This is a genomic window from Pseudomonas sp. QLc11A, from assembly GCF_052112305.1.
Lineage (GTDB): Bacteria > Pseudomonadota > Gammaproteobacteria > Pseudomonadales > Pseudomonadaceae > Aquipseudomonas > Aquipseudomonas laurylsulfatiphila.
Genome location: NZ_JAVAJJ010000012.1, coordinates 166,539 through 180,119, shown reverse-complemented (window position 1 = coordinate 180,119; position 13,581 = coordinate 166,539). Strand labels below are relative to the sequence as shown.

General features: G+C 60.8%; 13 protein-coding genes. 4 read left to right on the top strand and 9 right to left on the bottom strand.

Translation table 11 applies throughout. From position 1 onward, the window contains the following. Positions 1-20 precede the first annotated feature (20 nt). Both Q8X48_RS18615 and Q8X48_RS18610 read left to right on the top strand, forming a co-directional pair. Positions 21-341, top strand: a complete 321-nt coding sequence (locus Q8X48_RS18615) for a hypothetical protein (RefSeq protein ID WP_015096967.1) — start codon at positions 21-23, stop codon at positions 339-341. Positions 342-445: 104 nt separating this feature from the next. Then, complete coding sequence (locus Q8X48_RS18610; RefSeq protein ID WP_407800982.1) at positions 446-1,225, top strand: YdcF family protein; 780 nt, start codon at positions 446-448, stop codon at positions 1,223-1,225. Between the two features lie 132 nt (positions 1,226-1,357). Here the strand turns inward: Q8X48_RS18610 and lnt are convergent, their stop codons facing one another. The 5 genes from lnt to miaB all read right to left on the bottom strand — a co-directional run bounded on the left by lnt (position 1,358) and on the right by miaB (position 6,773). After that, the gene (gene lnt, locus Q8X48_RS18605) at positions 1,358-2,881 is read right to left on the bottom strand and encodes an apolipoprotein N-acyltransferase (protein ID WP_102673657.1); all 1,524 of its coding nucleotides are present in this window, start codon (positions 2,879-2,881) and stop codon (positions 1,358-1,360) included. 8 nt (positions 2,882-2,889) lie between these two features. Further along, positions 2,890-3,729 carry an HlyC/CorC family transporter gene (locus Q8X48_RS18600; RefSeq protein WP_007975860.1) on the bottom strand — a complete coding sequence of 280 codons (840 nt, stop codon included), beginning with the start codon at positions 3,727-3,729 and terminating at the stop codon, positions 2,890-2,892. 5 nt (positions 3,730-3,734) lie between these two features. Beyond that, a complete protein-coding gene (gene ybeY / locus Q8X48_RS18595) occupies positions 3,735-4,229 on the bottom strand; it encodes an rRNA maturation RNase YbeY (RefSeq protein WP_015096963.1) in 495 nt (164 codons plus the stop codon). Next, positions 4,222-5,229, bottom strand: coding sequence for a PhoH family protein (locus Q8X48_RS18590; RefSeq protein WP_015096962.1), 1,008 nt, complete (start codon positions 5,227-5,229; stop codon positions 4,222-4,224). Before Q8X48_RS18590 ends, ybeY begins: the two co-directional genes overlap by 8 nt. 215 nt (positions 5,230-5,444) lie before the next feature. Then, positions 5,445-6,773 (bottom strand): tRNA (N6-isopentenyl adenosine(37)-C2)-methylthiotransferase MiaB, encoded by a 1,329-nt coding sequence (gene miaB / locus Q8X48_RS18585; RefSeq protein WP_407800986.1) that lies wholly within the window; start codon positions 6,771-6,773, stop codon positions 5,445-5,447. 135 nt (positions 6,774-6,908) lie between these two features. Here miaB and Q8X48_RS18580 point away from each other — a divergent pair, with 135 nt between their 5' ends. Next, on the top strand, positions 6,909-7,238 hold the full coding sequence (locus Q8X48_RS18580; RefSeq protein WP_003185742.1) for a DUF1820 family protein: 330 nt from the start codon (positions 6,909-6,911) through the stop codon (positions 7,236-7,238). A gap of 129 nt (positions 7,239-7,367) precedes the next feature. On the opposite strand, the gene Q8X48_RS18575 is transcribed toward Q8X48_RS18580, so the two are convergent. The 4 genes from Q8X48_RS18575 to Q8X48_RS18560 all read right to left on the bottom strand — a co-directional run bounded on the left by Q8X48_RS18575 (position 7,368) and on the right by Q8X48_RS18560 (position 10,893). Next, positions 7,368-7,922 carry a tetratricopeptide repeat protein gene (locus Q8X48_RS18575; protein ID WP_095965710.1) on the bottom strand — a complete coding sequence of 185 codons (555 nt, stop codon included), beginning with the start codon at positions 7,920-7,922 and terminating at the stop codon, positions 7,368-7,370. A gap of 224 nt (positions 7,923-8,146) precedes the next feature. After that, a complete protein-coding gene (hemL, locus tag Q8X48_RS18570) occupies positions 8,147-9,430 on the bottom strand; it encodes a glutamate-1-semialdehyde 2,1-aminomutase (protein WP_008052405.1) in 1,284 nt (427 codons plus the stop codon). 10 nt (positions 9,431-9,440) lie between these two features. Further along, positions 9,441-10,064, bottom strand: coding sequence for a thiamine phosphate synthase (thiE, locus tag Q8X48_RS18565; protein ID WP_407800989.1), 624 nt, complete (start codon positions 10,062-10,064; stop codon positions 9,441-9,443). A gap of 31 nt (positions 10,065-10,095) precedes the next feature. Further along, a complete protein-coding gene (locus tag Q8X48_RS18560) occupies positions 10,096-10,893 on the bottom strand; it encodes a hydroxymethylpyrimidine/phosphomethylpyrimidine kinase (protein WP_057713171.1) in 798 nt (265 codons plus the stop codon). 283 nt (positions 10,894-11,176) lie between these two features. Between Q8X48_RS18560 and Q8X48_RS18555 the strand changes: the two genes are divergently transcribed. Continuing rightward, the gene (locus tag Q8X48_RS18555; RefSeq protein ID WP_407800992.1) at positions 11,177-13,561 is read left to right on the top strand and encodes a 7TM diverse intracellular signaling domain-containing protein; all 2,385 of its coding nucleotides are present in this window, start codon (positions 11,177-11,179) and stop codon (positions 13,559-13,561) included. The last annotated feature ends 20 nt before the right edge of the window (positions 13,562-13,581 follow it).

Sequence of the window (13,581 nt, the reverse complement as noted above, 5' to 3'; positions counted from 1 at the left end):
ATCTTCCAATGAGGTGAGGGATGGTTGAGTCACAGCAAAAAGCTACAAAACCGGAGCTATACGAAAGGCTGATCGATCGTTTGGCCTTGGCCCTGGAAGCGGCAAGGACCGCTGGCCGGTTGCGCGACGAACGCCCTCTGGAGCTGGAACTGCGCGGCCTGAGCCCCGCAGAGTTTGCACTGGTCAAGGCGTATCTGGATCGCAGCGAACGTGAGACGCACGGATGCTTGTCAGAAGCGGTAAAGCAACTCGACGCACCACGTTCAGCCAAGATCATCTGGCTCAAGGACAAGGTTCCCGGCAGAGACGCGGTAAAGGTCCGGTCTTTGCAGTTCAAATAGGACACGGTGCCATGCTCCATGAGTTTTTGAAGCATAGTCCTTCCATATTGATTGTCGCATTGCGCCAACCCACTTAGGCTTCGGGCATCTCCAGGAGATGCTCGATGCCGTTCCGTTATTTCGTAAAACAACTTCTATTGCCGCCCGGCATTCTATTGCTGCTGCTTTTGCTCGCCTGGTGGTTGCGCCGCTCAAGGCCGAGGCTTGCCGGTGCGTGCTTTGCTCTGGGCCTGGGTGGTTTCTGGCTGATGAGCCTGCCGGTGGTTGTCCAGTGGGCTGCCGGCCTGCTCGAGCGGGAGCCGCCGCTTGCCCGCAGTGAATGGGCAGTCCTGGGGCAGCGTGCGGATGCGATCGTGGTCCTCGGTTCGGGGCGCGAGCGCGGTGACGTGGCCTGGGGCGCCGACCAGCCCACGGGCGTCGGTCTGGAGCGCCAGCGCTTTGCCGCGCGGCTGGCCAAGGCTTCCGGATTGCCGGTACTGACCAGCGGCGGCCTGCATTACGGCACGCCGCCCAGCGAGGCGCAGATGATGGCTGACGCTTTGCGTGACGATTTTGGCTTGAGCGTGCGCTGGCAGGAAGGGCGCAGCCGCACGACCTGGGAAAATGCGCAGTTCAGCGCCGAGCTGTTGCTTCCCCAGGGCATCAAGCGAGTCGTGCTTGTGACTCAGGCCTGGCATATGCCGCGGGCGGCCTGGAGTTTTCGCAAGGCCGGTTTTGAGGTGGTGCCGGCGCCGGTAGGGTTTCTGGGCGGCGATAATTCGCGGCCGCTGGGTGGCTGGATGCCGGAATTCAAGGCGATCTGGCAGAGCGGGCAGTTGATGAACGAGGCGGTGGGGCAGGTCGGTTATTCGTTGTTCTATCGAGGTGATGTCGGCACTGATTGATGCGGTGCCTGTGATGCCGCCTTCGTCGGATCGCCGCCCGGAGCAAGCCCGCTCCCACACTGGATCTAAGTCGGTCACAGTATTTGTTTACGACGCCGATCAAATGTGGGAGCGGGCTTGCTCGCGAAGCTTTTAAAGGGTCTTGGCCATCCGGCTGGCAATCAGTGCCCAGCCAAACAACAGCACACAGACAATGATCAGCGGCCATGAACGCCATTCCAGGTACGGAGTCAGGTTGTGCATCGGCACCACTTCGCCATACAGGATGCCGCGTTCGAACTGCGGGATCTGATCGGTAATCTGACCGAACGGGTTGATCAGGCCGGACACGCCGTTGTTGGTGGCGCGGATCATCCAGCGGCCGGCTTCCAGCGCGCGCATCTGTGCCATCTGCAAGTGTTGCAGCGGGCCAATGGAGGTGCCGAACCAGGTGTCGTTGCTGATGGTCAGCAACAGGTCGCTGCGGGCGGCAAGGCTGGCGGCGAACTCCGGATAAACCACTTCATAGCAGATGAACGGCGCGATCTGATAGCCCTTGGCTTGCAGTAGCGGCTGGTCAGACGGGCCGCGAGCGAAGTCCGACATTGGCAGGTCGAAGAAGGCGATCAGCCCGCGCAGGATGTCTTGCAAGGGAACATATTCACCAAAGGGCACCAGTTTCTGCTTGAGGTAAGTGCCGTCGCCTTCACCAGTCACGGTGATGCCATTGAAGAAACGCTTCTCGTGGCGTACCTCCATGCGGACCGGGACGCCGGTAATCAACGCCGATTTACGTTCGGCCGCGAAGTCGCCCATCATGTTCAGGTAGCCCTCGGCGGACTCCTTGAGCACCGGGATCGCCGTTTCCGGCCAGATGAGCAGATCGACGCGTTTGGAGCTGAAGCTCATGTCGCGGTACAGCGCCAACTGCGCGTTGAGCTGCGCAGGATCCCACTTCATGCTTTGTTCGATGTTGCCCTGAATGGCGGCGACGCTCAGTGGCGGGCCCGAAGGGCTGGTCCAGGCGTGGTGTTTGAGCGCCATGCCGAGCAGCCATGGACCGACCAGCAGCAATACACCGGCAGCAATGAAGCCTTTGCGCCCCGTGCGAACCAGGCGCAAGCCGTTGTAGATCAGCGCTGCCGTCAAGGCCAGGGTGAAGGAAATCAGCCACATCCCACCAAGGGGCGCGAGCCCGGCCAGCGGGCCATCGAGTTGGCTGTAGCCGGAATACAGCCACGGGAAACCGGTCAGGAACCAGCCGCGGAAGGCTTCCTGGGCGACCCACAGCGCAGCGAAGGCCAGGGCGTCGGCCAGCGGCGCCTCATTGCGGCGCAGCCAGCGCGCCCAAATCCAGGCGGGCAGGGCAAAGAACCAGGCAATCGCCGCCGTGAAAAGCAGCATCAGGAAGCCGGCCAGCAATACCGAAGCGCCGCCGAAGTGATGAATGCTGTAGTAGATCCAGCTGGTGCCGGCACCGAACAGGCCGAAACCGAAACACCAGCCGCGACCCAAGGCTTGACGTGGGCTCAGTTCGCGCAGGCCGGCATAGAACAGGCCGACGGCGAGCAGTGCCAGTGGCCAGATATCGAACGGCGCCAGGGCCAGGGTGGTGATTGCACCGGCCGCCACGGCCAGCAGGTTACCGGGCCAGCCGGGGCGGGTTGTCCAGCGCATTTCAATCCTTAGCGAGCAATGGGCGTCAGGCGAAGCAAGTGAATCCGACGGCTGTCGGCGTTCAGGATGCGGAAGCGGTATGGGCCGATTTCAGTGATTTCGTTACGTTTTGGCAGATGCCCGAACGCACTCATCACCAGACCGCCAACGGTGTCGAATTCATCATCGGAGAACTCGCTGTCGAAAAATTCGTTGAAGTTCTCGATCGGTGTCAGGGCCTTGATCAGGAAATCACCGCTCGGCAGCGGCTTGATATAGCTGTCTTCTTCGACATCGTGTTCGTCTTCGATGTCGCCGACGATTTGTTCCAGCACGTCTTCGATGGTGACCAGGCCTGCCACGCCACCGTACTCGTCGATGACGATGGCCATGTGGTTGTGGTTGGCGCGAAATTCGCGCAGCAGCACGTTAAGGCGCTTGGATTCCGGCACGAAGGTGGCCGGACGCAGCAGATCCTTGATGTTGAAGCTGTCGCCGTTCTCCTTGAGGATCAAGGGCAGCAGGTCCTTGGCCAGCAGCACGCCCATCACGTCATCGTGGCTTTCGCCGATGACCGGGTAGCGCGAGTGAGCCGAGTCGACCACGGCGGGCAGGAACTCGCGGGGTGTCTGGTTCGCCTTGATGCTGACCATTTGCGAGCGCGGGACCATGATGTCCCGCACCTGCAAGTCAGCCACCTGGATGGCGCCTTCGACGATGGCCAGCGCTTCGCTGTCCAACAGTTTGTTCTGGTGTGCATCGCGCAGTAGCTCCAAAAGCTCCTGGCGGTTTTTCGGCTCGTGGGCAAAAGCCTGGGTGAGCTTCCCCAGCCATGACTTCTGCCCGTTGCTCGATCGATCTTCGCTCATAGCGATTACTCTGAATCCTTTGTTGTTTCTGTGGGGGATAAATCGGTTTCGTCGTCCGCGTACGGATCGGGAAAGCCCAATTCTGCAAGCAACGTTCGTTCCAGTGCTTCCATCTCCTCGGCTTCGTCGTCATCAATATGGTCGTAACCGAGCAGATGCAAGCAGCCGTGAATCACCAGGTGTGCCCAATGGGCCTTGAGTTGCTTGCCTTGTTCGGCGGCTTCACGCTCGACCACGGCGACACAGATCACCAGATCGCCCAGCAGCGGGATGTCGAGGAACTCATCCGGCACATCGGCCGGGAATGACAAGACGTTAGTTGCGTAATCCTTTTGCCGCCAGGTGTGGTTCAGCTCGCGTCCTTCGGCTTCGTCGACCAGGCGAATGGTCATTTCCGAGTCGGCGCTGCGCTGGCGCAAAGCCAGTTCGCACCACTGGCGGAACTCGGCTTCGCTGGGGGCAGGGGCTTGGGTAGCGATTTGCAGGTCAAGCTCAAGCATCGCGGCGGCTATCCTTGGCGGCTGCATCGTCGGCCGCACGGGTTTCGAAGCGCTCGTAGGCTTCAACGATGCGCTGTACCAGCGGATGGCGCACGACGTCCTTGGGCTGGAAATGGGTGAAGCTGATCCCCGGCACTTCCTTGAGCACTTCAATCACATGGTGCAGGCCGGACTTGGTGCCGCGTGGCAGGTCGACCTGGGTGATGTCCCCGGTGATGACGGCCGTGGAGCCGAAGCCGATCCGGGTCAGGAACATCTTCATTTGCTCGACCGTGGTGTTCTGGCTTTCGTCAAGAATGATGAAGCTGTTGTTCAGCGTGCGGCCGCGCATGTAAGCCAGTGGCGCGACTTCGATCACCTGGCGCTCGATCAGCTTGGCAACGTATTCGAAACCGAGCATTTCGTAGAGCGCGTCGTAGAGCGGGCGCAGATACGGGTCGATTTTTTGCGACAGGTCGCCAGGCAGGAAACCGAGTTTTTCACCCGCTTCGACCGCCGGGCGCACCAGCAGGATGCGGCGAATCTGCTCGCGCTCCAGTGCATCCACCGCGCAGGCGACGGCCAGATAGGTCTTGCCGGTACCGGCCGGGCCGATGCCGAAGTTGATGTCGTTACCGAGGATTTCCTTCACATAGCGCAGCTGATTCAAGCCGCGGGGGCGAATCATGCCTTTTTTGGTGCGCAGCGCCACGGATGGTTCGGCGGGGGAGTGGTTGTCCAGCTGTTCCACGGCAGATTCCTGCAGGAACAGGTGCACCATGTCCGGCGACAGCTCGGTACCCTTGGTTTCCCGGTACAGGCGGCGCAGGAGGTTTTCCGCGGAGGTGGTGTGTTTGGGCTCGCCGATCAGCTCGAACTGGTTGCCGCGATTGCGGATCTCGATGGTCAGGCGTTGCTCGATCAAGCGCAAATGCTCGTCGAATTGCCCGCACAGATTGGCGAAGCGGCGAGCTTCAAAAGGCTCGAGGATGAAACGATGTGGTTCTATGGGTGCGTTCAAGGTCGTATTTAGCCGCCCTGGGGCAATTGAGATGAAATCAAGGATAACGCCAGTGGCGCGGGTGCGAAAGCTCTTAAATGAGGCAACCCGATTCCCGCCTCTGGCGCTGTGCCTGTGGGAGCGGGCTTGCTCGCGGAGACGGAGTGTCAGTCGACATTAATGGCGCTGACAGACCGCCTTCGCGAGCAAGCCCGCTCACACAGGGATATTCGGTGTTATTGAATCAGCGAACCCCGCAGCGAGTGCGGCTGCGCGGCATCGATGTGCACGTCCGCGAACTGGCCGATCAGGGTCGGATTGTCGCAGCGGAAGTTGACGATACGGTTATTCTCGGTCCGGCCTTGCAGCTCGCCCGGGTCTTTTTTCGAGTAATCGGTCACCAGGATTCGCTGGATCGAACCGACCATTTGTCGGCTGATCTCGAAACCTTGCTGGTTCAGGCGATGTTGCAGGGCATTCAGGCGCTCTTTTTTCAGCTCCTCCGGCGTTTCATCGGCCAGGTCTGCGGCCGGAGTTCCGGGGCGTTGGCTGTAGACGAACGAGTAGGAAAAGTCGAAACCGACGTCCTGGATTAGCTTCATGGTCTGTTCGAAGTCTTTCTCGGTCTCGCCCGGGAAGCCGACGATGAAGTCCGAGCTGATGCAGATGCCCGGCACGGCGGCGCGCAGCTTGCGCAGTTTGGATTTGTATTCCAGCGCGGTGTGGTTGCGTTTCATCGCGGCGAGGATGCGGTCCGAGCCCGACTGCACTGGCAAATGCAGGTGCTTGACCAACTCCGGCACATCGGCGTGGGCCTGGATCAGGCTGTCGGAGAACTCCAGCGGATGCGACGTGGTGTAGCGGATGCGGTCGATGCCATCGACGGCGGCAACCACGCGGATCAGCTCGGCCAGATCCGCCAGGCGCCCGTCATGGGTGAGGCCGCGATAACCGTTGACGTTTTGCCCCAACAGTGTCACTTCGCGCACGCCGTTTTCGGCCAGGTGAATGATCTCGGCAATCACGTCGTCGAACGGCCGGCTGACTTCTTCGCCGCGGGTGTAGGGCACCACGCAGAACGTGCAGTACTTGCTGCAGCCTTCCATCACCGACACGTAAGCACTCGGGCCGTCGATGCGTGGCTCGGGCAAATGGTCGAACTTTTCGATTTCCGGGAACGAGACGTCGACTTGCGGCAGCTTGCTGATGCGTGCGGCGTCGATCATTTCCGGCAGGCGGTGCAGGGTTTGCGGGCCGAACACCACGTCGACGTACGGTGCGCGATCGCGGATGGCCGCGCCTTCCTGGCTGGCCACGCAACCGCCGACGGCGATCACCATGTCCGGGTTGGCCAGCTTCAGTTCGCGCCAGCGCCCGAGTTGGGAGTAGACGCGGTCCTGCGCACGTTCGCGGATCGAGCAGGTGTTGAGCAGGATGACGTCGGCGTCTTCAGCGCGCGCGGTGACTTCCAGGGCCTGGTGTTCGCCCAGCAGATCGACCATGCGCGAGCTGTCGTACTCGTTCATCTGGCAACCGTGGGTTTCGATGTAAAGCTTCTTGGCCATGGAAAGAGTCATCACGTGATTCAAAGAACCGCGCATTATAGGGAACATGTCTCAAGGTTCCTACCGCTGTGCGTCCGGCGGCTATGCTATAGTTCGCGCCCTCTTTTTTATCCCTCGATGTGTTACCCGCCCACCATGACCAAACGTGAAGCTCCAATCTACAAGGTGATTTTCCTCAACCAGGGCCAGGTGTTCGAAATGTACGCCAAGCAGATCTATCAAAGTGATCTGTGGGGCTTTCTGGAAGTGGAAGAGTTCGTCTTTGGCGAGCGCACGCAAGTGGTCGTCGATCCGAGCGAAGAAAAGCTCAAGGCTCAGTTCGAGGGCGTGGTGCGCAGTTTTGTGCCGATGCATTCGATCGTGCGGATCGACGAAGTCGAGCGTCTGGGGACCCCGAAAATCAGCGAAGCCCGTGGCGCGGTCGGCAATGTCATGCCGTTTCCGATGCCGATGCCTGAGAAGTAAGCCTCAAGATCGAGTCGCCCCTATCGCGAGCAAGCTCGCTCCCACAGTTGACCGAGTTCTCATATGGGAATGCAGTCGAATGTGGGAGCGCGCTTGCTCGCGATGGGGCCAGTCAGATCAACGCAAAAATCAGGGCAGCGGCGCGAAAGGCGTACGCCCGTCAGCGCTCTGCAACTCCATCAAATATTTACGGAAAATTTGCCCGAGCACCTGGGTGGCGAGTTCGAGCTCTTCGCGGGGCATTTTTTCGGTGACTTCGTCGGCGGTGTCCAGTGCGTCTTCGGCGCCGTTGACCGCCGCCATCTTCAGCAGGATGTACGCCTGAACGTTATTGGCCGGTACGCCTTCGCCGTGGAAGAACATGGTACCGAGCTTGAATTGCGCCTGGGCATGGCCTTGCAGCGAGGCTTTTTCGAAATAGCTCAGGGCTTGATTGAGGTCGCGTGGCGCGTTTTTACCTTCGTAGTAGAACTCACCCAACTCGTATTGCGCTTGCGCATCCCCTTCATCCGACGCTTTCTGGCAGGCGGCGATCGCCTGTTCCAGGTCTTGCGGCTGGGTATTGAGGGTGCAGCGACCCATCGCTGGGATCAACAACGAGTTGCCGCCTGCTTGTGCGTGCGCGAGCAGGGGCTGAAGAAGCAACAGGCAGCCCAGTGCAAGGGTGCGGCCGGTGCGGTTCATGGGAATCGACTTACCTCTGAAGGGCGCGCGGACCCATCGAGGGATCCAATAAGCGCGCATTATGAAATAAGCAGGGCCAACCTTACAAAGTCTTTACTCGTTTTTCTGCTGCGCGGGAAATATATCTCCCGTTTTGCGGAGGATTTTTGCTGGAAGTGTAGGAATGGAGGCGGGCGTGTAGGTGAAAGCTGACGCTGGCAATGGCCAACGTCAGCGCTACAGCGTTATTTCAAGGCAGCGAAGGCACGCTCGGCGGCGTCCAGGGTCAGTTTCAGCTCGGCTTCACCGTGGGCGATCGACGTGAAACCGGCTTCGAAGGCACTCGGTGCCAGGTACACGCCACCTTCGAGCATCAGGTGGAAGAAGCGGCCGAACAGCGCGGCGTCACTGGCCATCACGTCATCGAAAGTGACGATGTCGTCGGCGCCACTGAAGTACAGGCCGAACATGCCGCCGGCTTGTGTGGTCACGAACGGAATGCCCGCCGCATCGGCGCGCTGTTGCAGACCGTCGAGCAGGCGAGTGGTGTAGTCGGTCAGCTCGGCGTGGAAGCCCGGACGGCTGATCAGGCGCAGGGTGGTCAGGCCGGCGGCCATCGCCAGCGGGTTACCGGACAGCGTACCGGCCTGGTAGACCGGACCCAGCGGGGCGATGCGCTGCATGATTTCACGCTTGCCGCCGAAACAGCCGACCGGCATGCCGCCACCGATGATCTTGCCGAAGGTGGTCAGGTCCGGCGTCACGCCGTAGTACGCCTGGGCTCCGCCGAGGGCGACGCGGAAACCGGTCATCACTTCATCGAAAATCAGCACCACGCCGTGCTTGTCGCACAGGGTCCGCAGGCCTTCGAGGAAACCCGGTGCCGGCGGCACGCAGTTCATGTTGCCGGCCACTGGCTCGACGATGATGCAGGCCACATCCTGGCCGACTTCGGCGAGCATGGCTTCAACGGCGTCGATGTCGTTGAACGGCAGGGTCAGGGTATGTTTGGCGAACGCTGCCGGTACGCCGGCCGAACTCGGTACGCCCTGGGTCAGTGCGCCGGAACCGGCCTTGACCAGCAGGCTGTCGGAGTGACCGTGGTAGCAGCCTTCGAACTTGATGATGCTGTCGCGGCCGGTGAAGCCTCGGGCCAGGCGAATGGCGCTCATGGTCGCTTCGGTGCCGGAGCTGACCATGCGCACCATTTCCATCGACGGCACGAGGGAGCAGACCAGGTCGGCCATCTGCGTTTCCATCTCGGTCGGCGCGCCGTAGGACAGGCCGTGCTCCAGCTGCTTGCGCACCGCGTCCAGCACATCCGGGTGGCTGTGGCCGAGGATCATCGGGCCCCAGGAACCGACGTAATCCACATAGCGCTTGTCGTCTTCGTCGGTGACGTAGGCGCCTTCGGCGTGCTTGAAGAACAACGGCGTGCCGCCGACGCTCTTGAACGCGCGAACCGGCGAGTTCACGCCACCGGGAATGTGTTTCTGGGCATTGGCAAACAGCGTTTCGGAACGAGACATATTCGGGTTCTCAGATTTTAAGTAATTCGTTAAAGGCGCGGGCACGGCGGGTGACTTCAGCCGTGCTCTCTGCGCCGAACAGCCCATGCACCACGGCCAGCAGGTCGACCCCATGGGCCACCAGCGGGGCGGCGTTGTCCAGGGTGATGCCGCCGATCGCGCAGATCGGCAAGTGCAGTTGCTTGCGCGCCTGGTCGAGCAGTTCGAGGCTGCAGGTCGGTGCGCCGGGCTTGGTGTTGGAATTGAAGAAGCGGCCGAAGGCGACATAACTGGCACCCTCTCTGGCAGCCTGTTCGGCCAGTTCGAGTTGCGCGTGGCAAGTCGAGCCGATGATGGCTTTAGAACCGAGCAGGGCGCGGGTCGGTGACAGCGGACCATCGGTCTGGCCCAGATGCACGCCCACATTGAGGCGCGCGGCCAGTTCGGCATCATCGTTGATGATCAGCTGGGTCTTGTAGCGTTCGCACAGCTCGCGCAAGGCTTCGGCCTCACGCAGGCGGCGGGCCTCGTCGCTGCTTTTGTCGCGGTACTGCAGCAAGGTGACGCCGCCTTCCAGCGCCGCCTCCACGTACTTGAGCAACTTACCGTCCAGCAAATGGCTGTCGGTAATGGCGTACAGGCCACGTAGTTTCATCGGTCAAGCCTCACCGCATTACAAATGGAAGTTACGAACAGAAATCCAGCGGCAGGCGGCGCGGCACAAACTGGCCTTTGCCCAGCTGCTCGGCGTCACGCAGGGTGCGCCATGTGTAGTTAAGCGCGGTCTGCACGGCGCTGGCGAGGTTTTCACCCTGGGCCAGACGACCGGCCAGTGCGCTGGCCAGGGTGCAACCGGAACCGTGATAGCTGCCGGGCAGTCGCTGGCAGGTAAAGGTTTCGCGCAGGCCGTCGCGACTGTACAGGCGATTGTGGATTTCGGTTTCGTCGCCATGGCCGCCGGTGATCAGCAGGTGTTTGACGAACGGCAGGAGTTTTTCAGCGCACTCGTCCGCGGTGCCTTCGGGCAGTTCGGCGAGGATCCGGGCTTCGGGAAGGTTGGGAGTGGCAATGATCGACAAGGGCAGCAGGCGTTCGCGCATGGCGTAGCCGACTTCGTCCTTGCCCAGGCGTCCGCCGCCGCCGGCGCGCAGCACCGGGTCGCAGACCACTGGCAAATGCGGGTGCGCCGAAAGCAGTTCGACCACGGTGTCGACCATTTCCAGGGAACCGAGCATGCCCAGTTTGACCGCCGCGACTTCGGAATCGTTGAGTACTGCATTGGCCTGGGCCAGTACCCACTCACGGTCCAGGACGCGGAAGTCAGTGACATTGACGGTGTCTTGCACGGTCAGGGCGGTGACGGCCGGAGCCGCATGGCATCCCTGAGCGAGCAGGGCTTCGATATCTGCCTGCAAGCCGGCGCCACCACTTGGGTCGTGGCCGGAGAGACAGAGGACAACGGGGCGAGAGCTGTAGATATTCATGGTGCGCGAGCTTACCACCAAACGTTGATTTTCGGGTGTGGTGACATCCAGTCTGCCTGTTCCATTGTGGCAGTGATTTGCTTGCCTCTGATTATGTCCTGGTAGTTCCTCTGTAACGCCCGTTCTAGAGCCTTTGTAGGAAATATTTCAATGGTGTTTAATGGCCATCAACGGCTATGCTAGAGTGGATCCAAACCAATAACAGGTGATACCGGTTTTACGTCTGCTCAAAAGGAATGGGGGGGCTTCCTGACAGAACCGGACAGGCCACGCTGGGGCTTCAATGCGCTATTTGCTGATGTTGCTGTTGTGTTTGCCCCTCCTGGCAAACGCCGTCGAGTTCGATGAGTTCACTCAGACCCTCCCCTTGGGCCGAACCCTGCAGGTCTATGAGGACGCAGGTGGTCAGGCGACCATCGCGGATATCCGCGCGCAAGCGGCGGCCGGCAACTTCAAGGCGCACAACAAAGACACGCTCAACGCCGGGTACTCGCGCTCGGTGTTCTGGTTGAAAATCGACCTGCATTACCGCCCGACCGATCCGGCGGCGCAACGGACCTGGCTGCTGGAACTGGCCTATCCACCCCTCGATCATCTCGATCTCTATTTGCCCGATGCGGCCGGCAACTATCAGTTGGTCAGGCAGACCGGCGATGCCTTGCCCTTCGCCAGCCGCGAGATTCGTCAGAACAACTATCTGTTCGACCTGACGTTCAAACCTGAGCAGGCCGAAACCCTATTCCTGCGATTGCAAAGCGAAGGCTCGATCCAGGCACCGGTAACCTTGTGGTCGAGCACCGCCTACCTCGAAGAGCAGCCTGTGCGCCTCTATGTACTGGGGCTGATCTACGGCGTGTTGCTGGGGATGCTGGTCTACAACCTGTTCATCTACCTCAGCGTGCGCGACACCAGTTACCTCTACTACATCTTCTATATCGCTTCGTTCGGCTTGTATCAGCTGTCGGTCAATGGCGCGGCGGTGCAGTATTTCTGGCCGGACAACCCTTGGTGGGCCAACGCCGCGACGCCGTTTTTCATCGGCTGCGCGGGTCTGTTCGGCAGTCAGTTCGCCCGCAGTTTCCTGCAAATGGCTATCCACAGTCGCTGGCTCGATCGCTTGTTGCTGGCGCTGGTCGCCTTCAGTGCGCTGGTGGTTGGCCTGTCATTGATGACCAGCTACGCCCTGGCCTTGCGCCTGGCCACGGCCCTGGCGCTGACGTTCACGGTGGTGATTTTTGCCGCCGGGATCTTTGCCTGGTTGCGGGGCCTGCGCGTCGCGCGGTATTTCATTATTGCCTGGTCGGCGTTTTTGCTCGGCGGCATCGTCAATACGTTGATGGTGCTTGGATACCTGCCTAATGTGTTCCTGACCATGTATTCCAGCCAGATCGGCTCGGCCATTGAAGTGGCGTTGTTGTCCCTGGCACTGGCCGACCGCATTAACGACATGCGCGAGCAGCAGGCGCAAACGCTATTCGACGCCGGCCAGAAGCTTGAAATCCTCAATCAGCAACTGGCTCGCAGTAACAAGCTCAAGGACGAATTCCTGGCCACCCTGACCCACGAACTTCGCACGCCCATGAACGGTGTGATCGGTTCACTGGAATTGATGCAGACGGTCGAAATGAACCCGGAGCTTGAGCAGTATCAGCAGACGGCTTCGGGGTCGGCGCGGGACATGATGCGCATGGTCAACGGTATTCTGACCCTCACCGAACTGCAGGCCGGCAAGCTCCAGGCCTCGACCGACACTTTCAGCTTGCGCGGCATGGTCGAGGCGCTGCGCACGCAGTTCGAGGGCAACGCTTCGAGCAAGTCGCTGGACTTCAAGGTCGACATCGCATCCGGCGTGCCGGATCGCGTGCACGGCGACAACACCAAGATCGCGCAATGCCTGGAGTGTTTGCTGGACAACGCCATCAAATTCACCCGGATCGGCGGCCTGGCCTTGCGGGTGACCGGCAAGGCCATTGAGCCCGACCGGGTGGCGTTGAGCTTTGCGGTGATCGATACGGGCATTGGCTTCACCGATCTGGGAGAGGCCACGATGTATCAACGGTTCTTCCAGGTCGATGGCTCTATGACCCGTGAATACGGTGGCCTGGGTGTTGGTCTGGCGATTTGCCGGCAGTTGGTCGAATTGCTTGGTGGACGCCTGACGCATCGTTCCGAGCCGGGACGCGGCAGCCGGTTTCAGCTGGATGTGGAAGTCGGGCTGCCGGTGGCCGAGCGCCCGCTGGCGCCGTTGATGTCCCGGGATTTTCCGCACCTGCGCTTGCCTCAGGATTGTGCCGTGTTGTTGGTGGATGACAACAGCATCAGCCAGTTGGTGATGCGCGGCATGTTGCTCAAGCTGGGGTTCCGCGTGCGTACGGCCGACGGAGCCGATGTCGCGCTCGATCTCCTGCAGCGCGAAGTGTTTGATGCGGTGCTGGTCGATTGCCAGTTGCCGCGCCAGGACGGTGAGTCGCTGTGCTGCCGGATCCGCGCGCTGCCGGGCTATGCCGAGCTGCCGTTGTTCATGATCGCCCTGGGGGGTGACCGTGAACGCTGCCCGACCGGCGCGTTGATTGATTACTTGAGCAAGCCGGTGAAATTCGAAGACTTGCAGGCCGCGCTCTACCGCCGGGTGCTCTGCTCGCAACAGGGCGAAAGCGCCGACAGTTAGGCGGATATGACACTTTGTTC